Consider the following 25566-nt stretch of genomic DNA (forward strand, 5'->3'; position numbering starts at 1 on the left):
GGCGGTATCCGAGCGGTCCTCGGTAGCGTCGCGTGGATGGCGCGAACGCTGCTGCACCTCGTCCGGCACGGCGAGCAGGACCCGGCCGCACCCGAGGACGGAGGTCTCTCTCCCCTCGGCTACGAGCAGGCCGATCGGCTCGGTCGGAGGCTGGCGGGGGTGAACTTCTCCCAGATCCACCACAGCCCCCTGGCCCGAGCGGTTCAGACCAGCGACGTCCTCACCCGCCACCTGCCCCAGGTTCCGCGTCACCCGTGCGACTTCGTCGCCGATCGCACTCCAGTGCCCTCCGCTGCGCGACGAGACGACTACCCCGACCGGTGGCTGTCGTGGTTGGACGCTGTGCCCGGCGAGGAGCGGGACGAGGACGCCGCAGCCCTGCAGAGGGCTGTTCAGCACTTCGGCGTCACGGGTGAGGTGGACCGGTGCGAGCTGTTGGTGACCCACAACTTCGTCATCGGCTGGTTCGTGCGCCACGTGCTCCAGGCCCCGGTGTGGCGTTGGATCGGCCTGGACTCCGCCAACTGTGGACTCACCATCGTCAAGTGGGAGTCCGACCAGTCGCCGGAGGTGGTGGCGTTCAACGACACCGGCCACCGGTGACGTCTGTTTCATCCGCTTCGGCTTGATATGCGGGTGATCGTCGTGCTCGGCTCGCATCGAGACATCGCCAACCCCAGGGCGCCTAGCCGCACCGCGGGATGGCCGTGCGTTTCGTGCGCGTCGCGGGATGAGTATGAGCTCCGGGAGAAACCGGTGTTCGGGTGCGCGATCATGGCCGGGTGGACGCAGGAGGCGGCGCTGTCCAGCGCCCCACGCTGGCTCAGGCACCGCCGGAGGTCCGCGACGAGGCCGACAGACTCCTCGGGGGCCCAGTCCTACGTGAGGAACCCGCGGCGGCGGGTTTCACCTCCTCCATCGCCTCCACCATCACCAGCTTCCACGGACGACGCCTGTTCATCAAGGCCGCACCGATCGGTAGCGGCCTGGGTGAAGCCGTCGAGGCCGGTGTCGTGCTCGCCGACGTCGTCGCTGACCTGGGCCCACGCCTGCTGGGCTCGGCCTCACCCGGTGACTGGCGCATCGCCGTCTACGAGGTCCTGGACGGGGCCTCCATCAGCACCTGGCACCGTGAGGACCTGATCGCGTTGCAGCAGCTGCTGCAACGGATGCGTGAACGTCTCGACCCCTCACCCCTGACGGCCATCACACCCTACGCGCAGGCGTTCATCCCGCTGCTGGGGACCTGGCAGGCCCTGGCCGGTACACCCGGCGACGCGCCGAGGACGGGAGCCGTCGAGCACGTGCGCTCCCGGCCGCTCCCGGTGCAGGTTTCGGTGCAGGAGCTGGCCGAGCTGGAGAGCAGGTGGCTTCCCGCCCTCACCGGCGGTGCGGCGCTGCACCACGGTGACCTGCGTCGGGACAACGTGATGCGCACTGCTGGTGGGCGGTTGCGTGTCGTGGACTGGACGCACCGGTGGAGCGCGCCGGGCTGGTTGGACCTGGTGCGCCTGGCTCCTGACGTGGCTGCCAGTGGTCACGACCCTCAAGCGTTGTTGGCGCGGTCGTGCTGGGCGGATGCGCCGGCCGATGCCGTGAACGTGGTCCTGGCGGGTCTGGCGGGTCGGGCCTGGCGTGAGGGGCATCTGCCGGAGGTGGCTGAGATCCCTGGGCTGCGATCGATGCAGCGTGAGCAGGGGTTGCACACCCTGCGTTGGCTGGCGAGACGGCTGGCTGGGACCACCCGCTGAGTGGAGGCTTTGCCGGCCACCTGCAACCCGATGGACATCAACGCGAGCGCGTCATGCGCGCGACCAGCGGGATGACTGTGAAGTCGCAGGTGCCCGTCGGCAGCCGCGAACTGCTGTCAGGCGTCCCGGGGGCAGATGCCCTGACCCTGACCAGGCCCTGACCAGCAGTGAACCCGTCTGGTTGGGTAGCTGAGGTGGATGAGCCCCTCGACCCGGTGACCGACAGCCTCCCTCCCGAAGGCCTGCCTGCCGAGGTCATGGTCGACGTGGCCAGCGCGGTCGGTGCGCAGGTCACTGTCCTGAGTCGTTTCCCTGGCGGTCTGAACGCCGGTGCCGTGCGCGTCCAGGTGGCGGGGCAGGTCGATGCAGTGCTGAAAGTGGAAGCGCGGGCACACCCGGACCACTTCAAGGAGACGCTGCGAGCGAAGAGAATCGTCGAGCACATGCGGGGCGTCGGCTACCTCACCCCGGCGTGGCTCGCCGTGGGAGCCACAGCCTCTTGCGTGTGGCACCTGACGGAGTTCGTCGATGCGGCTCCAGCTCGAGAGCTGACCACCTCCCTCGTGGAGCAGCTCATGGCGATCATCGAACTCCAGGCCGGGCAGGCGTCTGAACCGCACGACCACAGCTCCTACGCCTGGCGGGTCGTCACCGCTCAGGAACCGATCCTGGACAGGCTCGTCGGGTACTCCGGCGACGTGACGGCCCTGGTCGAGCGGTCATTGTCGATGTGTGCCGGCGCCCCACCGCCGAAAGCAGCACCGGACATGGTCCACGCCGACTTCAACCCCAGCAACGTCCTGGTTCGTGACGGTGTGGTGGTGGCGGTCGTGGACATCGGCAACGCAGGGTGCGGCACGCGGGCGACTGACCTCACCACCCTCCTGTGGCACACCGTCGACGGTTCTCTGGAGGGTGTTCGTAAGCGTTTGTGGACGCGGATCCTCGCGGTGGTCGGTGGGGAGTGGGCGGCAGTGCTCACCGCGACACAGATTCTCCTGCAGCTGGAGTGGCCCATTCGTCTCGGACGCCACGCACTCGTTGCGGGGGTGATCGAGCGCGGCAACAGTGCCCTCGACGAGCTGAGCGCGCTTCGCTGACTTTCGCGGGTGACGGCGGGGCCGCGCAGGAACGAGTTCCGATCAGCGCTTCCTTGGGCGAGGTTTCGAGGTTGTGAACGTCTTGGCCAGCAGGGTGATCGTGCGCCCGCGCACCTCGCCCTGACCGGGACAGCTCCCGGGAGGTCAGGAAGTCGGTGCTACGGCGCCGATCTGGGCGTGTGAGGCGGCCGGCGCGTTCATGGACTTCCACGGCCCACCCAGCAGTGGAGTGAGCACGACGAGGAGGTACGCGATGCCGACGCCGTAGAGGGTGGGTCGCAGGGAGGTCAGTTCCAGGCGAGGTCGTGCTGGTGCCGCAGTAGTCGTTCGGGACCTGATGGCTCTCCGCGGTTCACGAGTGCGTCTAGCCGTAGCGCTGTGCGGCACCGCGCGAGGAAGATGCCCCGCTCGATCACATCTGCAGGTACGGAGGCTCGGGCGGCGACCTGAGCAGCGTTGCTGGCGCCGATCGCGACGACCAAGCCTTCGACGTCGAGGCTGGCATCACCTGTCCCCGCGTCGGACCAGTCCAGGACGCCGGTGAGGTGCCCGGTGTCGTCGATCAGTAGGTGCTCGCCTTTGAGGTCGGCGTGCACCAGGACCACCTGTCCTAGTTCTTCTCGCGCAACGACGCCGACGTCGCAGGGTGGTGTGAGATGGCGGGCGATGCCCAGAGCGCGGTGGGCGGCGAGCCCTTCCTCGGCGAGTTCGTGCAGGTCAGGCGTCGACAGCCTGGGGAGCCCGATGGCGGCCATCTCTTCGATCGGGCACCGACGGAGGTCGGCTAGTAGTTCGACGAGGTCTGCGCATGTCCGATCGTGGATGGGGCCTTCCTCGAGGCCCTGACCAGCCAGTCGTTCATCCAGCACCCAGCGACGACCGTGCCAAGTGCCGTCCGTGACGGCGTCGGGCACAGGGGAGCGTAGGTGCCGGCGCAGCCACCGACGTAGGACGATCTCTCGGTCCAGTCGCCGGCTGGTGGTGCGGTCGGGGGCCCACCGCAGGACGTGGTGGTCGCCGATCCACCAAGAATGGTGGTCGCCGCCACTGTCGATGGGGCGGGTGGCGACGGCGCGGCCGAAGACTTCAGCGGCCAGGGCTGCGGCAACCGCGGAACTCATCACGGGGTCAGCATCGTGGGCGCGGTGGGTCGCAGACCAACGACTTCCAGCTTTCGCATCCCGCCACTGCAGATCGCGGGATGACAGATCGCGGGGTGACCGCGAAATCGCAAAGCGCTCAGTACGGTACGTCCGGTCGATCACCGTGGCGGACGGTGCTGGAGGACACCTGGAGGGACGACGTGGTCGAGGCATGGGTAAGCGATGAAGACCTGCGGGCCGCCTTCGATCGCTTCGCCACCCGCGTCCCCGGGTTCGTCATGCCCGTCGCGTACACCATGGTCCGCCAGGACGGTGTGGAATTGACCTTCGCTCACATCAACCACGTCGGTGCGGTGCGTCCGTTACCGGCGGTGGTGCTCGCATCGGTTTGCGGCTACGTCGCCACCACCGGGGTCTTCGCCTTGGAGCGGGAGCAGTTGGCGCGGGTGGTGGAGCTTTTGGGGCCAGCGAAGGCGGCCATCCACATGCCGCATCCGAACTTGTGGTCCTGGCGCGAGCTTCTGACTGACGCAGAACACGGAGACAGGTTCTATGCCTGCTTCCTCGCCGATGTCTCCAACGATCCGGTGGATGCCGTCGACGCGCATTTCCGGCTGCTGCTCACAGCAGGAGCCTTGTAACCGCCCAGGCTCAGCAATCTCCTGATCTCGTCGAGAAGAACCCCGTTGCTGAGGCACTGACCCTGAACGCGAAGCGTCCGCGGCATGACCGGACGGCAGCTGACCCCGTAGTCCCCCATGGGGACGGGCCGGGGGGTTCGTCAGCATCGGGACCGCCTAGGGTCGCTGGTCATGGGCTTGGTGGTGCAGAAGTACGGCGGTTCCTCGGTCGCTGACGCCGAGGGGATCAAGCGTGTCGCGAAGCGGATCGCCGCGACGAAGCGCGCCGGCCACGAGGTCGTCGTCGTGGTCTCGGCAATGGGCGACACCACCGACAACCTCATCGACCTCGCCGAACAGGTCAGCCCCCGCCCGCCCGCGCGCGAACTGGACATGCTGCTGACCTCCGGCGAGCGGATCTCGATGGCGGTCCTGGCCATGGCGATCTCCAACCTCGGGCTGGAGGCGCGCTCCTTCACCGGTTCCCAGGCCGGGGTCATCACCGACTCGTCCCACGGGCGGGCCCGCATCATCGACGTCACGCCCGGTCGCATCCGCGCCGCGCTCGACGAGGGTTCCATCGCGATCGTCGCCGGGTTCCAGGGCGTCAGCCAGGACACCAAGGACATCACCACCCTCGGTCGCGGTGGGTCCGACACCACCGCCGTCGCGCTCGCGGCGGCGTTGAAGGCCGACGTCTGCGAGATCTACACCGACGTCGACGGCGTCTACACCGCCGACCCGCGCATCGTCCCGACGGCCCGGAAGATCAACCGGATCGCGACGGAGGAGATGCTGGAGATGGCCGCCAACGGCGCCAAGATCCTCATGCTCCGCTGCGTGGAGTACGCGCGGAACTACGACCTCCCCATCCACGTGCGCAGCTCCTTCAGCCCGCACGAGGGGACCTGGGTCACCGACGCACCCATTCCAGAGGCCTTCGCAAGTCCGCGGGTCAGTCAGGAGCTGCAGCAGCAGCCGGTCATCGTTGGGATCCCCCACGATGACAAGGAGGCCAAGGTGACTGTGGTGGGGGTCCGGGACGATCCGGGGATCGCTGCGGTGATCTTCAAGGCCATCGCGCAGGCCGAGATCAACATCGACATGATCGTGCAGAACGTCTCGGTGGGGCCCTCGGGTCGCACCGACGTCTCCTTCACCCTTCCCAAGGCTGAGGGTGCGAGAGCGATCGACGCGCTGGAGAAGGTGAAGCCCGCGGTCGGTTTCGAGCGGGTCGAGTACGACGACCAGATCGGCAAGATTTCTCTCGTCGGGGTCGGGATGCGGTCGCATCCGGGGGTCTCGGCGAGGATGTTCGAGGCGTTAGCTCGTGAGCAGATCAACCTGGAGATGATCTCGACGTCGGAGATCCGCATCTCGGTCGTGACGCGCGCGGACCAGCTTGAGGGAGCGGTCCGCGCTGTGCATACCGCTTTCGGGCTGGACGCCAAGGTTGAAGCTGTGGTCTACGGGGGTAGTGGGCGGTAGGTATTCAGTAGCGGCGCAACGAGTGATCGACGTTGTGACCGCGACCCGGCGTGCAGCCCGGGATGACGGTGCGCTTCGCGGGCACCGCGGGATGACCGTGAAGTTCGTGAGGAACCGAGACCGGTCTGCGCGATCATGATGTGGTGAATGCAGGAGACGACGCTGTCCGGCGTCCCACGCTGGCCCAGGCGCCGCCTGAGGTCCGCGAGGAGGTCGCCAGGCTCCTGGAGGGTCCTGTCTTGCGTGAGGTTCCCGCCGCTGCGGGTTTCACCCCTTCCATCGCCTCCACCGTCGTCAGCTCCCGCGGACGACGTCTGTTCGTCAAAGCCGCCCCGATCGGTACCGGCTTGGGTGAAGCGGTCGAGGCCGGTGTGGTGCTCGCCGACGTCGTCGGTGACCTGGGACCGCGGCTGGTGGGTTCGGCCTCGCCCGGGTCTTGGCGCATCGCTGTCTATGAGGTCCTGGACGCTCAGTCCGTCGGCGCCTGGCGAACCGAGGACCTGGGCCCACTGCTGCAGGTGCTGGAGCAGATGCGTGAACGCCTCGACCCCTCGCCCCTGGACACCACCACGCCCTACGCCGAGGCGTTCATGCCGCTGCTGGGCACCTGGCAGGCACTGGCCGGCGCACCTGATGCATCTGGTGATGCTCCGCCGGCCGCGGCCGTGGAGCACGTGCGTTCACAGCCCTTGCCCATCGCCGTACCGGTGCGCGTGCTGGCCGACCTGGAAAGCAGGTGGCTTCCCACCCTTGCTTCCGGTCCGGCGCTGCACCACGGGGACCTGCGCCGGGACAACGTGATGCGCACCGCCGATGGGCGTCTGCGCATCGTGGACTGGACGCACCTGTGGAGCGCACCGGGCTGGCTGGACCTGGTGCGGCTGGCCCCGGACGTGGCCGCCAGCGGACACGACCCCCAGGCGCTGCTGCTGGGCTCGTGCTGGGCGGAGGCGCCGGTTGATGCCGTTGACGTGGTCCTCGCCGGTCTGGCGGGACGTGCCTGGCGCGAAGGGCACCTGCCGGAGGTGGCTGCGATCCCAGGGCTGCGCCGGATGCAGCGCGAGCAGGGTCTGCACACCCTGCGCTGGTTGGAGAGACGACTGACCGGAACCACCAGCTGAGCTCGAGGCCCTGCCGACCGCCTGCAACCGCTCGCACAACGCGGGATGAGTAGCCCTGTGTCAAGCGGCCGCCGCGAGGACGGTCTGCAGAGCCCGGTGTTGGGTGGGGTCGTAGGCGATGCCGTCTTGCCAGCAGCGCCAGATCACATGCAGCCAGGCCCGAGCCAGGATGCGAGTCGCGTGGGGGTGGTCGCAGCCGCGGGCGCGGGCCTTGCGGTAGAGGTCAGCAGCCCAGGCGTTGGCGTGGTGGGAGTCGCCGGCGAAGTCCATGACTGCCCCGCGGAGTTCCTTGTCGACGGCCCAGCGGAAGCTGACGATCTTGACCTTGCCGGACTGCCGCGTCGAGGGGGTCGTCCCGGCGAGGCTGGTCAGCGACTCCGGGGTGGGGTAGCGACCGCGGCAGTCGCCGATCTCAGCGAGTAGTCGGGCAGCGCGGACGATCCCGGCCTTGGGCAAGGAGGTGAACACGACCGCGTCAGGGTGGGCAAGTAGTTGGGTCTCGATCTGCTCTTCCAACGCCTTGATCTGCGCCCGTAGGGCGGTCAGGCCGGTGACGAAGGCGGCGGTGACGTGGGCACGGGTCTCGGCCTGGTCCCCGACGGTTCCGCGGGTCGCCGCGGCCAGGTGGGTGTGGAGTTGTTCGGCGCGAGCGGGGTGGGGGTAGTGCTGGGTGCGCAGCCAGTTCTCCAGCCGTTTCGGGGTCAGCCAGTCGACCTTGGCCTGGGTGGGGAAGCGGGTCAGGAAGGCCAGAGTGATGGCGGAGTCGATGTCGCGGAACAGCTTGATCGCGCCGGGCAGTGCGTGTTCCAGTTGCGCGCGTAGCTGATTGGCCATCGCGATGCGGGCCGCAACGAGGTCCTTGCGGGCACGGACCGTCATGCGCAAAGTGACCGTGGCGGGTGAGTCTGGGGTGAGGGGGTGCAGCCTGCGGCGGTCGGTGCGCAAGGTGTCGGCCAGGACGTAGGCGTCGAAGTGGTCGTCCTTGTTGCCGGCGGCGCCGTAGCGCTGGCGGAGGTTCTTCACTTGGTTCGAGGCGATGACGAAGACGGCCAACCCAGCCTGCAGGAGAGCGTCGACGACGGGTCCGTCGCCGCGTTCGATGGCGACCTCGTGAACTCCGGTGCGGGTCAGCACTCGGATCATCCGCGCGAGGCCGTCAGTGGTGTGCTCGACCATCTCGCGGACGGTCTGGACGCCGTGGGCGTCGACGACGGCGATGGCGTGGTCGGTGCTGGCCCAGTCGATGCCTGCGGTGGGTGCCGCGGTCGGTGCGGGCGCACCGGGGATTACCTCTGTACGAGTTCGGTGGATTTGTTCGACACTCATGGTGTCCTCCTTGCTGTTGGAGCAGCAGGTGGGCACCCGGTTGGTCTCAGGACGTGGAAGCCGGTCGCTCACTGATCGGCGCTCGATGGCGCGTAGCCCTGTCGCCAGTCATTCCCGTCCTGAGGCCACCGGACCCCGCGTTACTCATCCAGGACCTCGACGGTCAGCGGAAGCTGGGCGGTGATCCGGTGGTGTCCAGGTGCACCAGCAACCCTTTGCTGCTGGCACCAGACACGGTGCCGCAGGAGACCTACTGGCAGGAAGAGTCTGCGCAGTGAGCGCGAACTCGCCGAGCATCGGCCGGCTCGATGGGAAACTATCTTCCATGAAGAGCTCGGAGCCTCGAGGCCGCCGGGTACTCGTCTATCTCGGGCTCGTTGCGGGACCTGACGCACCTCCGCCGCTACCGCCACAGACGGTCAGGCGTTTCTTGGTCATATCGGGCGTCGGCCTACTGCTCGTGGTGGTCGGCGGCATCCTCGCTCTGACCAACCACTCACCGCTGTGGTTCGCCTTCTCAGCTCCGGGTGCTGTCCTCGTCGTGGTCAGCGCCCAACTCGAACGCCGTGCCCGCCGCCGCTAACACGTCAGTGCAACAGAACCGCGGCCTGAGGCTTCCCAAGGGGAACCAGGCGATTAGTCCTGCGGACGGCGGGACGGTCGTGCGCTTCGCCCGCACCGCGGGATGAGCGTCGATTCGTCCCCCGGTACTGCAGCCGGCTGCACTGGCCGGCCTGTACTGCGGGCGCTGGGCGCAGCGGGGCAGGCTCGTCGTTGCGACTTGACCCTGTCACGCGCCCTATGCGGTACCGCGCAGCTGAGACATGATCCCGAAGATGTCTGGCAGTCCGCGTTCGCTCGTGATCTGTCCGTTCGTGAAGGTGTAGTGGTTCATGGCCGGGGCTGAGATCGTGCGGTGGGTGGCCGGGATCCCGAAGAAGTCGCCGTCATGGGTCCCGGTGAGCGTGAATCGGGCCGCGACAGTGTCGCCCTCGATCACCGTCTCCTCCAACGTCCAACGGATGTCGGAGAACGATGAGCGCATCATGGCGAGCACCTGGAGGTACCCCTGAAGTCCGTGCAGGGGTTCTTTGCTGAAGGGGACGTGGAACACGGCTTCCGGGTCGATGATCGTTGCACCTATCTCGGGGTCAGTGCTGTTGATGAAGCGGACGAATTGTTCCATTCCTGCCCTGAGGGTCGATCGCACGCTGTAATCCTCTTTCCGGTTGATTGGGCTGACGTTGTTGGCTGATCGAGAGGGCGCGATCCACGCTTGCAGAGGATCCGTGCTCGCAGGGGACCGCCGCAGTTGCCTCGCCAGGGACCGTGACAGTCGCGCTTGGTGCACAGGGTGGATCTCAGCTGCACCGCTACAGAAGATCGTTGTCCTGCAGGTAGGCCGTGGCGGCGGAAGCAGTCGACTTTCGGTCGATGGTGACCTGGCCTACCGCGGCGGTGAGTTTTTCGGTGGTCAAGGTGGCCGAGAAGGCGTTCAGTGCTTCAGTCACGGTGGTGGTGTTCTTGGCCGTGGTGATCAGCGGCACGACGTTCTGCACCCCGAAGAGGTTCTGCGGGTCAGTCAAGGTGCTGAAGCCGCGCTCAGCGATGACGGGGTCGGTGGACAGCAGGCTGGCGACCTGGACGGTGTCGTCTTCTAGTGCTCCGACGGTGAGGGGTCCGCCGGCGTCCAGGGCACGGAACTCCTTGAAGGTGACGTCGTAGACCTCGGCCAGGCCAAGCAGTCCCTGGCGGCGTTCGGCGTACTCAGGACCAGCGCCCAGGACCAGGTCGCCGGCCACGGGAGTCAGGTCGGCGATCGAGGTGAGGTCGTAGCGCTGGGCGGTGGCGCTGGTCACGACCAGGGAGTCCTTGTCCTGGGCGGCGGCCTCGGTCAGCAGGCTCAACGTGGCGGGCAGCTTGTCCTGCAGCCCGTCGCGCACCGCTTCGGCGCTGCTGGCGTCGACGGCGTCGTTGCCGGCCAGATAGGCCAGCAGGGCGCCGTTGTACTCCGGGACCAGGTCGATGGACCCGTCCTGCAGGGCGCGTACGTAAACTTCGCGCGCGCCGATGCTGAAGCGGCGCTCCACGGTGATACCAGATGCTTCCAGGACCTGGGCGTACATCTCGGCGAGCAGTTCACTCTCGGGGAAGTTCGCCGAGCCGACCACCACCGTGTTGCGCCCGGACGCGCCGTCGGTGCCGGCGGTGGTCGGGTCGCTGGTGGCCAGAGGGTCCGAGCCGCCGCACGCAGCGGTGGCGGCGGCGGCGGTCCCGGCCAGGGCCAGGGCGAGCAGGTGACGTCGCTGCATCGTGGCGAACGCTCCGGTTCCTGTGGTGGAGGAGGTGATGGGCGGGCTTCGGGCGCGGGTTCAGAAGACGACGATGGGCTTGACGACCGCACCGGAGGCGGAGTCGGCGAAGGCGTCGTTGATCTCTTCCAGGCGGTAGGGGCGGGTGAGCTTTTCCAGGGGGAAGTCGCCCTGCTTCCACAGCTGGACCAGGCGGGGGATGAAGACCTGCGGCACGGCGCTGCCCTGCACGATGGTCTTGAACGTCCAGCCCTTGACCAGGGAGGCGCCGATCTCGAAGGGCACCTCGGTGCCGGGCTTGGCCGCTCCGACCAGGGCCAGGGTGCCGCGCAGGGCGAGGGACTGCGCCGCGCTGGCCAGCAGGGCGGGGATGGCGGTGGTGTCGACGATGAAGTCGACCCCGGCCCCGCCGGTGATCTCCATGATCTTCTCGTGGGTGTCGGTCTGCTTGCCGTTGATGACGTGGGTGGCGCCCAGCTCGGCAGCCAAGGCCAGGCGGGAGTCGTGCACGTCGATGGCGATGACGGTGGTGCACCCGGCGATGCGCGCGGCCATCACCGCGGCCAGTCCGACTGCACCGGCGCCGGAGACGGCCAGGCTGGTCCCCGCGGCCGGGCGCAGCTCGTTGAGCACGGCCCCGGCGCCGGTCTGCATGCCGCAGCCCAAGGGTGCGAGGACCTCCAGGGGCACGTCGGGGTCGACGACGACCACGCTGGTGGAGCGGACGTTGGCGTAGGTGGCGAAAGCGGACTGACCGAAGAAGTGCGAGGAGATGATCTGCTCGGCTCCGGTGCCGGCGCTGGGGTCGGTCAGTGCGGTGGTGCCGTCGTGGCGGCGGCCGCCGAAGTCCTCGGCGAACAGGTGCTCGCAGTAGGCCATCTGCCCGGCGCGGCAACGCTTACAGGTGCCGCAGTAGGCCGCGGAGAGGATGACGTGGTCACCGACGGCGATGTCGGGAACCATCTCCCCGACCGCCTCGACGACACCGGCGCCTTCGTGGCCCAGCACCGCGGGCAGCGGGGTGGGGTAGGCCCCGTCGCGGACGATGGCATCGGTGTGGCAGACGCCGGTGGCGACCAGTCGCACCCGCACCTCATCGGGGCGCACGGTATCCAGCTCGACCTGTTCAATGCTCAGTGGTTGCCCGTGCTCGCGGGCGACAGCGGCGGTGATGGTCGTCGTGCTGGTGGTCATGCCGATGCTGGTGCTGGTGGTCATGGCGTCTTCCTCCTGTGCTGGCCGGTGGGTCTCATCTCGCGGTCGGCGGGGGCTCCAGCGGCACTGGTACCTCGATTCGAGGTACATCGACATATGAGACGGTAACACCGTGCTGGAGCTGTCGATCCTGGGATTCCTCATCGAGGGACCCCTTCACGGCTATGAACTGCGCCGCCGGGTGGCTCGGCTGTCCGGCTACGCCCGCCCCATCAGCGACGGCAGCCTGTACCCGGCGATCAACCGCATGCTCAAAGCCGGTTGGCTCTCACGCCACACCGAGCCCGGAGCCGGAGCCACCCAGCGCTACGTCCTGACCCTCACCGAGGCCGGGCGTGAGGAGCTGCACTCCCGTCTGCGCGAGCCCAGCGAGCTGGACGTCACCGACCTGGCGCGCTTCCTGACCGTCCTGGCGTTCCTGTCCCTGCTTCCCGACGTTCAGGACCAGCACGCCGTACTGCGCCGCCGGTTGGCGTTCCTGGAGCAGCCGGCGAGTTTCTTCTACGACGGCGATCGACCCCTGCGCCGACGCGAGATGACCGATCCCTACCGCCAGGCGATGTTCACCATCGCCGGCGCCACGAGTCGGGCCGAGCGGGCTTGGTTGCATGAGGTTCTGGAAGGCAAAGACCTTCCCGTCGCGACCAGCGATTAAGGGTGCAGCACAACAGATCAGGCAACCGGCCTGTGATCGTGCCAGCGAGAGGAAGCTTCCGATGTACGCAGCGTGGTACGACCGGCGCGGAGCAGCCGCCGACGTCCTGCAGGTCGGACAGTTGTCCGACCCCACCCCTGGACCGGGTGAGGTGCGGGTGCGGGTGTCGGTCTCAGGGATCAATCCCGGGGACACCAAGAAGCGCAGCGACTGGATGGGTGCCCCGATGCCCTACCCACGCGTCATCCCGCACAGCGACGGCGCCGGCGTCATCGACCAGGTCGGAGACGGGGTGCACAAGGACCTGCTCGGGCGCCGGGTGTGGGTCTACGGAGCCCAGTCTTACCGCGCCGGTGGGACCGCGGCGCAGTACACCGTCGTCCCCGCCGATCAGGCCGTCCCGCTACCCGACGCGGTCAGCGACGAGGTCGGGGCGTGCCTCGGCATCCCCGGTATCACCGCCCATCGCGCGGTCTTCGCCGACGGAGGAGTGACCGGCCAGAGCATGCTCGTGCACGGCGTCCTGGGGGCGGTCAGCTCGATGGCCGCTCAGCTGGCCCACCGCGCGGGAGCCCGCGTCATCGGCACCGTACGACGCTGCACCGACCTGACCGCTCTGCAGGGCTTGCAGTCCTCGCGCTGGCTCGATGCCGTCGTCGCGCTCGATGGCGACGACCCCGCCGCCGCGGTACGCGACGTCGCCCCCGACGGGGTCGACCGCGTCGTGGAGGTGTCCTTCTCCGACAACGCCGACCTCGACGTGGCCGTGATGCGCAACGGCGCCGTCATCGCCGCCTTTGCCACCCGCGAGGCCCGCCCGGCGTTCCCGTTCTGGCCGATGCTCTTCGAGAACACCACCATCCGACTGCTGGGAAGCGACGATTTTCCAGCGGCAGCCAAGCAAGAAGCGGCCGCCGATCTCACCCGAGCCGCCGCGGACGCAGACCTGGTCATCCCCTTCGCACAGCCGCTCCCGCTGGAACGGATCGCCCATGCCCACGACCAGGTCGATGCCGGCTCCCGAAGCCGGACTTTGCTCGCCATACCCAACTGAGCCAGGACACAACACCCTGGCCGACGCAGATCAGCACCCTCAGGTGCCTTGGCGACTGCGCGCCTATCGCCATGAGCGAGCGTTCCGCTGACGGCGCGACCGATAGATCGATGATCCAGAGGGAGGGAGTCGGGCTGTGAAGCGTCACGGCTTCTCTGTGTGCCGTTTGGCTCCAGTCGTGCAGTGCTTGGCCCTACCGGCGCTCGCGGGCTGATGCGTTGTCGCGTGCCGGCGCCTCTACCCAGCTCAGCGCTCGAGGAACTCTGGTGGGGTGGCGTTGTCTGTGGGGGAAGGTCACCAGCCGAGCTGGGCGGTGACCTCGCTGGCGTCGATCCCGAGGACGGTGCTGCGCTGCGGTGTGTTCGAAGCGTCGCCGCGTTGGCTGCTCAGGGTGGAGGAAGTGGTGGCGGTGGTGGGGGAGTGGATGCTCAGGGTCCGCGCGGTGGGGTCGAGAAGCCACACCTCCTTCACCCCGCGGGCGAGGTAGAAGGGGATCTTGGCGTAGCTGGCGTCGTCGGGGGAGATGATCTCCACCACGATCGCGGCGCTGGGCACGTACAGGCCCAGCCCGTCTTCCTCGGCGGCGGGGAGGAAGCCGAGGTCGGGGACGCGGAAGTCGTCCTCCACACCGAGGTTGAACTCGGTGAGCGCAACCAGGCCGACGGCGCTGGCCGCAGCGTGCAGGCCCACGATGAGGCGGGCGGCGAGGCGGCCGTGGCTGGCGTGGGCGTGGGGGGTCACGTGGTAGGTGCCGTTCCAGATCTCGTCGCGTGTGTCCAGGCCCAGGGCGCGGCGGTGTTGCAGCCAGTCGTCGAGGACTCCGCCGTGGGCGACGATGGTGGTCGCGCTCATAGGGCTGATTGTCTCAGGCTTGCGGTCGGTTGACGAGGCCAGCCGCGCCATGCAGGTGTCAGCAGCGGGTGTCAGCAGCGGGTGTCAGCAGCGGGTGTCAGCAGCGGGTGTGAGCAGCCGGTGGCGATAACACGCAGGCTCCAGCGCCCACAGCCTTCAGGCGCGGTGGGTGGGCAGGGCCGGCTGCGCTGGCTTCGATCAGTGGTTCTTGGCTGGCTGGGCAGTTGCCATACCCAGCGCAGGCGGCAACAGCGGCGCGTAGTCCGGGATGACCGCGACACCAAGCGGGGCGTCGTCAGGCGTCGTCAGGCGTCGTCAGGGGAGCTTGACCCGCTTCTCCGGACACCAACCTGAGGCGATGATGTCGCCCAGAAAGGAGTCCTACGATGCCCCGACCCCACCCGCCGGAGTTCCGTCAACGCGCTGTGGAGCTGGCCCAGCTGCGCGAGCAACCGATCGGCAAGATCGCCGCCGACCTCGGAGTCAGTGAGTCCTGCCTGCGCCGCTGGGTACGCCTGGCCGAAGGCAGCAGCAGGGGTGCCGGCGGCCGCACCGGGTCAGACGCCGCTGCCGCACTCGACGGCGGTGAGCGCGCTGAGCTGCTCGAGCTGCGCCGCAAGACCCGGGTGCAGGCGATGGAGATCGACATCCTCAAGCGAGCCAGCGCCTACTTCGCGCGGGAGGTGCTGCCCGACCCAAAATGATCTTCCCGCTGGTCCGTGACCTTGCCGGCGACGGGTTGCCCGTCGCGGTGACCTGCCGGGTGCTGGGGGTGTCCCGCTCGGGCTACTACGAATGGCGCGGACGACCAGCGTCAAACCGTTCGCTCGCGGATGCGGCGCTGACCCAGACCATCGCCGACGTTCACGCCTCCTCGAGGGCGACCTACGGTGCGCCGCGCGTGCACGCCGAGCTGCGCCTGGGGTTGGGCATCGCCTGCGGGCGCAAGCGGATCGCCCGGCTGATGAAAGCTGCTGGCCTGGTGGGGGTCTGCCACCGCCGCAAGCGCTCCGGTTCCAAACCGTTACCGGCCCCGCACGAAGACCTCGTCCGGCGGCGGTTCACCGCGGAGGAGCCGAACCGGTTGTGGGTCAGCGACATCACCGAGCATCCCACCAGTGAGGGCAAGGTCTACTGCGCGGCCGTCGTGGACGTCTTCAGCCGGATGGTGGTGGGCTGGTCCATCGCCGATCACATCCGCGCCGAGCTCGTCGTCGACGCCCTCGAGATGGCCTGCTGGCGACGTCGTCCTCAGGCAGGAACCATCGTCCACGCGGACCGAGGCAGCCAGGACACCTCCTGGATTTTCGGGCAGCGTCTACGGGCCGCGGGCCTGCTGGGATCGATGGGCCGGGTCGCTTCCAGCGTCGACAACGGGTTGATGGAGAGCTTCTGGTCCACGATGCAGCGTGAACTGCTGGACCGCCGCTCTTGGTCCACGAGGGTGGAGTTGGGTTCGGCGATGTTTGAGTGGATCGAGGCGTTCTACAACCCCCGCCGACGTCACTCCGGCATCGGCTACCTCAGCCCTGTCGAGTACGAGAGGCTTCACACCGCGGCGACTGCTGCGGCATGATCGAGTTACCCACCTGTCCGGGAAACCGGGTCAAGCTCCAGGCGGCGTATCTGGCCTTGCGGTTCCTCGACCTGGCCGGACTGGGCTGGGCTGGGTCCTCGTGTGGGCAGAGTCGCGTGTTCTCACTAGACCCGGAAGGTTCGTGGACGCATCAAGACAGCGCGCGCGGGTGGCTCGGTAGGGTCGAGATGCAACCACCGGGCCTGAGCCGCGCCACCCTCGAGGCGAATCCGACGACTGCCGATGGCTCGTGCCTGTCCCAGGTCGACCCTCACGTAGTCAGGACCAATCGTGGCGTCCTGATTGCCGGTGGGGAAGATGACCAAGGACTTCTCGGTGAGGCCCACCAGCAAGGTGTCGGAACGCCGAATGCGGTGACGGTTTCCGTAATGGGCGCGTACGACCCAGGCGATGGGTTCACCCACGATGCGGGCGAGACTCTGTTTCAGTTGTTGATAGGAGTTCAGGTGTGACGTGCTCTCCCCTGCGGCGAGTCCAGCCCGCTCGGCTTGTGATCGGGTGAGCTGCTCCTGTTCCAGCCAGGCTTGCACTTCTCGTTCTACATCGTGTCCACCGAGGGGCCGCGTGCCGGAACTGCAGTGGGGCGCGCCAGAAGAGGGTGCAGGGGCGACATGGTCTGTGTTCGATGTCTCCTGCAGTGGCGCAGCGGTCGATGCGCGCTCGGTCCGCACCCTGGAGGCAGGCCACATCGAGGTCACGCTGGGCTCCAAAACGGTCGCAGTGGTGAAGTGTCACGCCAGGGAACGTGCTGTTACCCGAGGAAACCACAGCCCACGCTACATTGAAAACCCAGGCCGGAGGTCGTTACGCCGATTCTCGTACGTCTAGATCCCCTTGGGTGGGTCGAGCTCGGGACGCTCACGCATTGGCGGACATCGATTCTGGGAGAGTTCTGGTTGTTTCGAGAGTGGGCGCCGTGCTTGGAGTGGGATGAAACTGATGGCCATCTAGAGATCCCGGCCTGATTCCGTAGAATTCACTCTCATCACAGTCAGCTCCCAGTTGGTTTGCGGGTGTGGACATTTCGGAAAGCCTGAATGAGTGACGGGAGATCACCTAGGGTGGCGATACGGCCGACGCCAAGCGGTGCCGGTCCCCCTGCTCTCTCCGGAGTTCTCATGCGTGATCGTCGTCGATCGCTGGCCTGGCGTACAACCGTCATGGCCGCCAGTACCGGTGTTCTCGTTCTCACTGCGAGCCTTCCTGCCCAGGCTGCCCCCACCCCCAACTCGGCTAACCCGACCGCGTCGAGCACCACTGCTCAACCATCGGCCCACTGGGGTCGAGTGCCATCCACCACTACCGCCAACGGGTGGCAGGCCGCGCAGAGCTCCAGCGCCCCCCTGGCCGGCAACTGGAAGAATGCTGGGGGAGGAACGGCCCCGTCGACGGCATCCGAGACCACCAGCAACCGAACCTCAGTTCCCCCTCAGGCGTTCACGCCCGGCAAGGTCAACCGCACCGTCGTCGGTGCAACCCCCACCACTGCCTGGAAACCCCCCGCCTCCAGTATCCAGGGCACCACTGCCGCGCCCCAGTCCAAACTTTTCGACACCCCCAGCACCCAGGGGACCACCGCCGTATCTCAGTCCAGACTGTTCGCCACCCCCAGCGCAAGTTTTCCCGGTGCCGGTGCTTCTGGAGCCGGGCTCGGCATCCAGTCCTACTACGGGCTGGAATCGTTCAGCCTCACCAAGAGCCTCACCGGCGGGGTCAACCTGGCCAACGGCAACCTCGTCCTGCGCAACCAGGCGATGGCCTACAACGCCCCCGGCCTCTCGGTGAACCTCGACACCTTCTTCAACACCCTCAACACCGCCCAGGGTTCCCTCGGCTATGGCGGGTCGCTGTCCACCGGGCAGGACATCGGCCTGCAGGTCGGGACGTCCACGACCACGTTCTACGGGCCCAGCGGTTTCACCGCCGCGTTCACCGCCAACTCCTCGGGCGGCTGGACCAGCCCCGCCGGCGTCAACGCCGACCTGGTCCACAACAGTGACGGCACCTGGTCCATGACGTATCACGCCAGCAGCGAGAAACTCACCTTCACCGCCGGTGGGTACCTCATCAAGGACGTCGACCGCAACGGCGTCGGACTCACCCTCTCCTACGACTCCTCCAACCGGCTGACCTCCCTGACCGACGCCAACGGCCAGGTCACCACCTTCACCTACAGCACCCTGGGCCTGACCAAGATGACCGACCCGGTCGGTCGCTCCGTCAGCATCGCCTACAACAGCGGCGGGGGAGTACGCACCATCACCGACGCCTCCGGCGCGGTGACCACCATCGACAACTCCCGCACCGGCAGCCTCGACGGGATCCAGACCCCGGACGGGAACTGGACGTACTTCACCTACGACGGCGCTCAGCGGGTCACCGCCGTGACCCGTTACCTCACGCCCGGCGCCACCAGCGGCAACGCTGCCGTCACCTCCTTCGCCTACAACACCACCAGCGGCGCTTCGACCTCCACGAAGGAGACCAGTCCCACCGGCGGGGTCAGCACCTTCGCTCTGGACTCCTCCGGACGTGTCACCTCCACCACCGACCCCCTGGGCCGGAAGCGGTCGCAGACCTGGACCCCCAACAGTGACCTGGCCACCGCCACCGACGCCGCCGGCAGTACCGGCACCGGCACGGGAACGGGGGGCACCGGGAGTACTGCGGGGAACATCACGAGCTACAGCTACGACAGCATGAACAACCGCACCGCGGTGCAGTTGCCGACCGGTGCCGCGACCCGCACCTCCTACACCGCCACCACCGGCAGCACGGGCACCGCGTATCAGCCCAAGACCGCCAAAGACGCCGCCGGCAACACCAGCGCCTTCGCCTACGACAACGTCGGCAACATCCTGAGCGTGAAGGACACCACCGCCACCGGCTCCGGCGGCACGGGTGCGACGACCTCGACCTTCACCTACCAGGCGGCCACAGCGTCGGCCACGACGTCGCCGACGCAGTGCGCGGCCAAGACCGGGCAGATCTGCACCAGCACCGACGGCAACGGCAACGCCACCACCTACCGCTACGACAGCCTCGGCAACCTCACCAAGGTCACCCCGGCAGCTCCGTTGGGTGCCACGACCTACACCTACGACAGCGCCAACCGTCTGGCCTCGGTCACCGACGGCAAGGGCCAGAAGACCCAGTACGTCTACGACGCCGAGGACCGGGTCACCAAGACCACCTTCGCCTCCGGCGCCACGGTGACCAATACCTATGACGCGGACGGCAACCTCACCCAGTCCGTGGACTCCGCTGCGGGCACCAGCACCTTCAGCTACGACGCCCTGGACCGTGAGGTGTCGCGCCAGCAGCCGAACATGAGCGGTAACAGCTTCGCCACCGGCTACGACAAGGCCGGCAACATCACCAGCGTCGAGGACATCTACGGCCAGGTCACCTACGCCTACGACGCAGCGAACCAGCTGACTTCGATGACCGAGCCGGACGGCTCGAGCACCGACACCATCACCTTCGCCTACGACCGCAACGGTGCCGAGACCTCCCGCACCTTCCCCGGCGGCCTGATCCAGACCACCACCCGTGACGCCTCCGGACGACCCACCCGCATCACCGACGCGGCCGGCTCCTTCGTCGTCTCCGACCTGGGCTACTCCTACACCGCGCCCGGTACCTCCGGCGCCAGCGGCGACCGCGCTCTGGTGCAGTCGCGCACCGACTACGCCGGCACCACAGCCCCCGCCGGATCGGTCACCACCTACAACCACGATGGCCTGAACCGCCTGACCAAGGCCACGGAGAAGACCAGCACCGGCGCGGCCAACGCTTCCTGGGCCTACACCTACGACAAGGCCGGTAACCGCACCGGCGTCACCACCGCCGGAGACACCACGACCGGGGCCACCGCCAGCACCGCCAGCGTCAGCACCGTCTGGGGTTACAACGGCGCCAACGAGGCCGTGAGCCGGGGTGGCTCCACCAGCGGCTGGTCCTATGACGCCAACGGCAACCAGACCGCTGCTGCGACCTGGGGCAGCGGCAGTTACGATGCCCGCGACGCTCTCGCTTCCGCCACGCCTACGGGGTCTAGCTCCGCGGTCGCGTACAGCTACCTCGGGGCCGGCAACGGCGCCCGCCAGAGCGTCGATGGCGTGAAGACCATCAACGGTCCGCTCGGCCTGCAGGCCACCTTCGACACCGACAACTCCGGCACTGCCTTCCGGTACACCCCAGACGGTCGTCTTATCTCTGCTGGCCTGCCGGACGGTACGAACCGGTACTACACGACCGACAACCTCGGTAACGTCACCGCCGTGGCCACGGACAGCGCCATCACGGCGCAGTACTCTTACGACCCTTACGGCACGCTGCGCGCCAGCACCGGACCCGAAGCAGGGGGCAACCCCATGCGCTACGGCCAGGGCTACACCGACACTGCCACCGGCCTGACCAAGCTCGGTATCCGGTACTACGACCCCGCTCAGGGCCGGTTCACCCAGCAAGACCCCACCGGTCAGGACCCGCACTACATGTACGCCAAGGGTTGCCCCAGCACGTACAACGACCCCACCGGTGCCAAGCTCACAGGAGACTGTGTTTCTTCGGCGCTAGCTCTCACAGGTTCCACGATCCTCTTTGGTCTCTCGATCGGTGCAGAGATCCCAACGCTTGGAGCGTCAACTGCGGCATCTGTGGGCACGGGTCTTCTGGTGGCAGATACTGGGCACAGCTACTACAAGAACTGCTACTAGGAGGATCAGTTGACTGATCACGACCCGTCTGGATCCGTCACGCATCGCGCGCGCCTCATCGCCATCGCGGTGGCTGGACTTCTTGGCCTTGCGGCAGGGATTGGGGGGTTCTTGTCTTCAGACCCGCAGCTGGGCGTAGTCGGCCTCGTCATCCTGGTGGTGGCTGCTTTCTTCTTCAGACAGCAACGCTCGACTGAGAGACGTGCCAGCGGCCGAAGTCGGTGACGTTCGGTAACTAGTGAGCCCCGCAGTATTGCTACTGCGGGGCTCATTGCCGTTCGCGACCGCGTCGGTGAGGACGCTCTGACGAACGGGGACGGACAGTTGGCGGTCTGGGTACTGCGGCTGCGCGGTGGCCTCGCGGACCTGCCCTCAGGTCGCTGACCTGCTCGGCTGTCCGACAAGAGCGGGCCCAGGCTGCGGTTCGAACCGGGCGTTGCTCGGTGTCAGGTGGGCAGCCGGTTCCAGGGGATGCGCGTCAACGGGACGTCGACGCCGAGTAGCAGGAGCCCGATCCCGCCTTGGACGACGAGATGGGTAGCGGACACCGCGGGGACGAAGACGATGAGAGCGGGGAGAGTGCTCAACAGCCACACCGCCAGCAGGTAGCGCACGGCGTTGATGGGGTGCTGAGGCTGCGGGGAACGGGTGTTGTGAGTCATCGTGGACCTCCAGGTGTTCGTCAAGCATCGGACTCTGGAGGCTCCGGCGGACACGGGATGGCACTCCCCCGCCGGGGCCGTGACCCCTTGACCGGTCAAGGGGTTCAATCTCTTGTATCGGCGTGCGGAGCATCCAACTTGTGGTCTGCGGCCTGTGAGGTGCGTCACTGTCGCTCAGTTGGCGACGCACCCTGCCGATGGACCAAGGACCTGTCGAACGCTAGGCGCGCCCCGTGCTGCTGATCAGTGGTCTCAGACGGACGTCTGGAGACCACCGTGCGCTTCTTCCCGTGGGGGCGTGGGGGCGTGGTCTCTGGTTTCCCCTTCGCCTGAGGTTGGGCTTGGGTCACTGGCCTGGTGGCCCGGCGGGTGTCCCCTCGGGTGCGATGGTCGGCGTGATGGCGGTCGGGGTGCCGGTGGGGGTGGTCAGGCCGTGGAGGAAGTTGCTGTTGGCGTTGAGGAGGTCGGTGAGGGACTGCACGGCGCTGAGGGGGGTGAGGGTGCCCACCAGGACGCTGTAGCCGGTGATGAGCAGGATGAAGGTCGTGACGGGCACGATGGTGAAACAGCTCACGCGCAGCAGCAGGAGCAAGTTTCCGGAGGCTGGCGTGGTGGTGGGCCGGTTGACGAAGGCTACGGCGATGACGCCGGCGGCGAGGCTGAGGATGAATGCGGTCGTGGTGACGGCGAGCGGGTTGGTCACGGGGTGGTTCCTTTCGAGGTGGGTCCTGTGGATGGTGTGTTGGTGGTGTTTCGCCAGTCGCGGGTTCGGAACGTAGGAACCGGGGTCCGGGACGTGGGTGGTGCAGGGCGCACTGTCGGCTATCGCGGGGTGGTTTGCACGAACTTCGCCGGGGGACTCCACCGCGGGTTGGCGGGCCGGTCGGTGGGGCGGGTTGGTGGCTCGTTGGCGGGGGACACGAGGCGCACCGTCGCCGACGGGGCTGGTTACTGTCGCCCCCTGCCACGGAGGTGAGGTCTTCTACGGGCTGACTCCGGTCCTCCCGCGTCGCGTCCAGGGCTGGACGCGACGCGGGAGAGGAACGGCAGGTTGTGGACCTGCGGTCGTCACCGGTGACCGGTACCGGGTGGGTGGTAGTTCCTCACCCCTTGATGAGCGCGACGAGGGCGGTCACCGCCTCGACGGGGTCGGCGGTTCCGGTGACGACGCCCCAGGTGAGCAGGACGCATCCGACGACGGTGACCAGGGCCAGGCACCGGTGACGCTGCACGGCCCGCGCCTGGTCGGAGGTGCAGGCCGGACCGGGGCGCGGCAGGTGGCGGTCCACGAAGCGGCAGAGCACCAGGGTGGTGGTGATGAGCAGGAAGAACTGGACGGTCTGCAGAAAAGCAGACGGTGCGGTGGCGATGAGGTTGAAAAAGTCAGACATGGTGTCGCGGTCCCCTTTCGAGGGCGTTTGCCCGGGTTGTCCGGGACTGGCGGTTTTTGGTCGACGAGAAGGTAGTCCAGTCGGCTTCTGGTTCCATGAAATGGACTGTGCCCGGGTAGCAGGCGGTGGCACGCGTCGCTACTTTCTGGCTGACCTAAACGGCTAAGCGGACTTCTGACGTGTCTGGAATCGGCAGGTTGTCCATCCAAAGGAACCCGAGCAGGCCGAGGCCTGTCGCGGGCTCAGGCCCTCACCGGCTCCGAGTGGTCTTTTCCGACCTCGGGGTCAGTTCGGCCTGCGGGTGTGCCGATGCCGTCCGTGTGGGCCCTGGGGTGTGTGCCCGTTGCCACTTCCGTCCGGGGGTGGAGCTCGCGGACTCCCGTGTCCGTTCGTCAGCGCCGTCAGCGGCCAGGTCTGGCGGTGGTGAGCGGGATGTCCCCTCACGGGCGTCCAGCTGGGGTGCGAGGGGTGGGGCTGAGGGCGCCAGGTGCGGTGTAGACCAGCCATGAGTCATCGATCGGCAGACCGGGAGCCCAGTTAGCCTCGATCTTTCGCGAGGCGACGACTGAGGCTGTCGATGGGGGTCCGGTCTGGTGCTTCTCATGCTGGGCGTGCGGCAGTCCCGCGACTGCGCGCGGCTTCCGAAGCTCCGGTCGTCGAGACGTTGATGAGGGTCAAGGGCTGAGGGCGGCGAGCCGGCGGTGTCCGGCGAGGACGACGTCGAACCAGGGCCAGTCCCGCGGCAGGCGCAGGAACCGCCGTCGTGCGGTCCGGCGAGGACGACGTCGAACCAGGGCCAGTCCCGCGGCAGGCGCAGGAACCGCCGTCGTGCGGTCCGGCGAGGACGACGTCGAACCAGGGCCAGTCCCGCGGCAGGCGCAGGAACCGCCGTCGTGCGGTGCGGACGATCCGCCCGGCCACCGACAGCAGTCGTAGGCGTAGGCGTTTGGGTTCCCAGGCCCGAGCCGGAGTATCAGTGAGGGCCAGGTGCTGGGTCCAGGCGAGCAGGTCGTTGGCCAGCGCGATGATCTCCAGCCAGATTTGGTTCGCCGCGAACCCCTGCAGCGGGAGGTTGCGCAGTCCGGTGTCCTTCAGGCAACGGATGCGGTCCTCGGCCCTGGCCCGCAGCCGGTGGAGCAGTTCGTGCTCGGCGATCTTGCCGCCGACCACGTTGGTGGCGAACACGGTGATCCGCCATCCGTCGGCGTCCGTGATGCGCAACTGCGCTCCGGGGTGGGGTCGTTCGCGGCGGGCGATGATCCGCATTCCCGGCGGCCAGGGACTCTTGGACGGTCGGACGTAGCGGGTCAGTTCGGCGACCTGAGCGCCGTCGCGGGCGGAGCCGTCGGGGTCGATCGCGGCCCGCTAGGCCTGTTTCGGGATCTGCGGGAGCGCGTCCAGGATCGGGTGATGCACGTACAGGCCAACGGAATACGCCAGTCCGGTTTCGTGCAGGTGCCGGACGAAGGCTTGGACTCCCGCGCCGGCGTCGCCGCGGACCAGAACCCGGGATCGTTCCTGTTCAGGTATCTGCTGCAGCGCCTGACTGAGGACGGCGATGTGTGCGGCCGCATCGTTGGCGGTGGCCTTGCCGATGCGCAGCATGCCGCCGACGTACTCCCCGGTCCCTCCCGGTCCGTGGTCAAGGAACGCCAGGAGCGGGTGGAACCCAAACGTGCGCTTCCAGGTCGGGGTCGCGCCTTCCTTCTCCGAGTGCGCGAGCACGATGGTGGCGTCGAGGTCGATGACGATGTGCCCCTTGTCTGGAACTGGTGAGGAGGTGTTCCAGACCTGTTCACGAGCAGCCGCTCGGGCGCGGCGCAACGCGGCCAGCGCGTTGGGAGCATCGGCGGCCAGTTTCGCGATCAATCGGGAGACGGTGGGGTCGGAGGCGGTCGGGCCGAATAGTTGCGATTGGGCGCGGATGACGCCGAGGTCGGCCAGGCAGTCCCCGCCGAGAGCGACGGCCATCGCCAGGTCGAGGATGATCTTGCCGGGGTCGTGGACCGCACCGGGCCCACACCAGGGCGACAGGGCCCGGCGCAGAGCGGTGTCCAGACCGGCGAGGCGGGCGGTGTCGACCAGGAGTGATGCACCGGCAGAGGAGATCAGCGACTCGCCGTCTGCGGTTACGGTCAGCTGGTGGAGGCGGGGTTTAGTCTTCCACTCACGAAGCGCCTCTTCGTGGTGGCCATGGGCTCTCGAACAACGACAAACATGATCACCTGTAGAGCAGGCACTTCGGCGCATCTACGACCCGTGTCGACGTCCCGGGTCAGGCTCTCCACGAAAGATCGAGGCTAGCTGGCGCTTGCTTCCAGGGGGCGCGCCGTTTCATGGAGGGTGCGGGTACGTACCCCAGGGCCCCGGTGTCTTTGGCCGATCAGCGGCCGGCATCTGACGCTAGGCCCGCTGGCGCGGGCGAGGTTCGCGCGACAGCGCAGAACTCGCCTGTCTGGTGCTGGGTTTCCGGCGGGGAATTTCGAACTCTGAAATCCACAACGGTTCGAGCGAGCGCCGAGGTGCTGTCTATGGGTCCCAAGAGACTCGTTTTAACCTTAGCACATACGTAACTGAACCAAGTAGACGGACATAACA

General features: G+C 67.6%; 21 protein-coding genes and 1 pseudogene. 11 read left to right on the plus strand and 11 right to left on the minus strand.

What is annotated here, in order from left to right; all coding sequences use genetic code 11:
• Positions 1–36 precede the first annotated feature (36 nt).
• The 3 genes from SJY07_RS25125 (at position 37) to SJY07_RS25135 (ending at position 2851) form a co-directional block, all read left to right on the plus strand.
• On the plus strand, positions 37–603 hold the full coding sequence (locus SJY07_RS25125; protein WP_380162026.1) for a histidine phosphatase family protein: 567 nt from the start codon (positions 37–39) through the stop codon (positions 601–603).
• A 179-nt stretch (positions 604–782) separates the two neighbouring features.
• Complete coding sequence (locus SJY07_RS25130) at positions 783–1751, plus strand: aminoglycoside phosphotransferase (RefSeq protein ID WP_380162028.1); 969 nt, start codon at positions 783–785, stop codon at positions 1749–1751.
• Between the two features lie 194 nt (positions 1752–1945).
• Positions 1946–2851 (plus strand): phosphotransferase, encoded by a 906-nt coding sequence (locus SJY07_RS25135; RefSeq protein ID WP_380162030.1) that lies wholly within the window; start codon positions 1946–1948, stop codon positions 2849–2851.
• Positions 2852–3138: 287 nt separating this feature from the next.
• On the opposite strand, the gene SJY07_RS25140 is transcribed toward SJY07_RS25135, so the two are convergent.
• Positions 3139–3972, minus strand: coding sequence for an aminoglycoside phosphotransferase family protein (locus SJY07_RS25140; RefSeq protein WP_380162530.1), 834 nt, complete (start codon positions 3970–3972; stop codon positions 3139–3141).
• Between the two features lie 155 nt (positions 3973–4127).
• Here SJY07_RS25140 and SJY07_RS25145 point away from each other — a divergent pair, with 155 nt between their 5' ends.
• The 3 genes from SJY07_RS25145 to SJY07_RS25155 all read left to right on the plus strand — a co-directional run bounded on the left by SJY07_RS25145 (position 4128) and on the right by SJY07_RS25155 (position 7183).
• Positions 4128–4595: a hypothetical protein gene (locus tag SJY07_RS25145; protein WP_380162032.1), complete on the plus strand. Its 468-nt coding sequence runs from the start codon at positions 4128–4130 to the stop codon at positions 4593–4595.
• Positions 4596–4766: 171 nt separating this feature from the next.
• Entirely contained in the window at positions 4767–6062 is a 1296-nt protein-coding gene (locus SJY07_RS25150) for an aspartate kinase (RefSeq protein ID WP_380162034.1), read from the plus strand.
• A 239-nt stretch (positions 6063–6301) separates the two neighbouring features.
• Positions 6302–7183: a phosphotransferase gene (locus SJY07_RS25155; protein ID WP_380162036.1), complete on the plus strand. Its 882-nt coding sequence runs from the start codon at positions 6302–6304 to the stop codon at positions 7181–7183.
• Positions 7184–7243: 60 nt separating this feature from the next.
• Here SJY07_RS25155 and SJY07_RS25160 read toward each other — a convergent pair whose 3' ends face one another.
• From SJY07_RS25160 to SJY07_RS25175, 4 genes are all read right to left on the minus strand, one after another.
• Entirely contained in the window at positions 7244–8509 is a 1266-nt protein-coding gene (locus tag SJY07_RS25160) for an IS110 family transposase (RefSeq protein WP_380162038.1), read from the minus strand.
• A gap of 799 nt (positions 8510–9308) precedes the next feature.
• A complete protein-coding gene (locus SJY07_RS25165) occupies positions 9309–9719 on the minus strand; it encodes an ester cyclase (RefSeq protein ID WP_380162040.1) in 411 nt (136 codons plus the stop codon).
• A gap of 163 nt (positions 9720–9882) precedes the next feature.
• Positions 9883–10821, minus strand: a complete 939-nt coding sequence (locus SJY07_RS25170; protein ID WP_380162042.1) for an ABC transporter substrate-binding protein — start codon at positions 10819–10821, stop codon at positions 9883–9885.
• Between the two features lie 60 nt (positions 10822–10881).
• Positions 10882–12039, minus strand: coding sequence for an NAD(P)-dependent alcohol dehydrogenase (locus SJY07_RS25175; protein ID WP_380162044.1), 1158 nt, complete (start codon positions 12037–12039; stop codon positions 10882–10884).
• Positions 12040–12148: 109 nt separating this feature from the next.
• Here SJY07_RS25175 and SJY07_RS25180 point away from each other — a divergent pair, with 109 nt between their 5' ends.
• The gene (locus SJY07_RS25180) at positions 12149–12691 is read left to right on the plus strand and encodes a PadR family transcriptional regulator (protein ID WP_380162046.1); all 543 of its coding nucleotides are present in this window, start codon (positions 12149–12151) and stop codon (positions 12689–12691) included.
• A gap of 61 nt (positions 12692–12752) precedes the next feature.
• Positions 12753–13745, plus strand: a complete 993-nt coding sequence (locus tag SJY07_RS25185) for an NADPH:quinone reductase (RefSeq protein ID WP_380162048.1) — start codon at positions 12753–12755, stop codon at positions 13743–13745.
• A gap of 294 nt (positions 13746–14039) precedes the next feature.
• Here SJY07_RS25185 and SJY07_RS25190 read toward each other — a convergent pair whose 3' ends face one another.
• Positions 14040–14597 (minus strand): Uma2 family endonuclease, encoded by a 558-nt coding sequence (locus tag SJY07_RS25190; protein WP_380162050.1) that lies wholly within the window; start codon positions 14595–14597, stop codon positions 14040–14042.
• Between the two features lie 386 nt (positions 14598–14983).
• Here SJY07_RS25190 and SJY07_RS25195 point away from each other — a divergent pair, with 386 nt between their 5' ends.
• On the plus strand, positions 14984–15301 hold the full coding sequence (locus SJY07_RS25195; RefSeq protein WP_380162052.1) for a transposase: 318 nt from the start codon (positions 14984–14986) through the stop codon (positions 15299–15301).
• Entirely contained in the window at positions 15298–16173 is an 876-nt protein-coding gene (locus SJY07_RS25200) for an IS3 family transposase (protein WP_380162054.1), read from the plus strand. The genes SJY07_RS25195 and SJY07_RS25200 overlap by 4 nt, the downstream gene beginning before the upstream one ends.
• A gap of 125 nt (positions 16174–16298) precedes the next feature.
• On the opposite strand, the gene SJY07_RS25205 is transcribed toward SJY07_RS25200, so the two are convergent.
• Positions 16299–16724, minus strand: a complete 426-nt coding sequence (locus SJY07_RS25205) for a hypothetical protein (protein ID WP_380162056.1) — start codon at positions 16722–16724, stop codon at positions 16299–16301.
• A gap of 756 nt (positions 16725–17480) precedes the next feature.
• Here SJY07_RS25205 and SJY07_RS25210 point away from each other — a divergent pair.
• Positions 17481–20915, plus strand: a complete 3435-nt coding sequence (locus SJY07_RS25210; protein ID WP_380162058.1) for an RHS repeat-associated core domain-containing protein — start codon at positions 17481–17483, stop codon at positions 20913–20915.
• Between the two features lie 446 nt (positions 20916–21361).
• Here the strand turns inward: SJY07_RS25210 and SJY07_RS25215 are convergent, their stop codons facing one another.
• The 4 genes and pseudogenes from SJY07_RS25215 to SJY07_RS25230 form a co-directional block, all read right to left on the minus strand.
• Positions 21362–21577, minus strand: coding sequence for a hypothetical protein (locus SJY07_RS25215; RefSeq protein WP_380162060.1), 216 nt, complete (start codon positions 21575–21577; stop codon positions 21362–21364).
• 346 nt (positions 21578–21923) lie between these two features.
• Positions 21924–22280 carry a hypothetical protein gene (locus SJY07_RS25220; protein ID WP_380162062.1) on the minus strand — a complete coding sequence of 119 codons (357 nt, stop codon included), beginning with the start codon at positions 22278–22280 and terminating at the stop codon, positions 21924–21926.
• 400 nt (positions 22281–22680) lie between these two features.
• Positions 22681–22968 carry a hypothetical protein gene (locus SJY07_RS25225; RefSeq protein WP_380162064.1) on the minus strand — a complete coding sequence of 96 codons (288 nt, stop codon included), beginning with the start codon at positions 22966–22968 and terminating at the stop codon, positions 22681–22683.
• 840 nt (positions 22969–23808) lie between these two features.
• Positions 23809–25107 (minus strand): annotated as a pseudogene (locus SJY07_RS25230) (IS1380 family transposase); the annotation flags it as partial.
• Positions 25108–25566: the final 459 nt, after the last annotated feature.

It is taken from the genome of Kineococcus sp. R86509 (assembly GCF_042466365.1).
Classification (GTDB): Bacteria; Actinomycetota; Actinomycetes; order Actinomycetales; family Kineococcaceae; genus Kineococcus.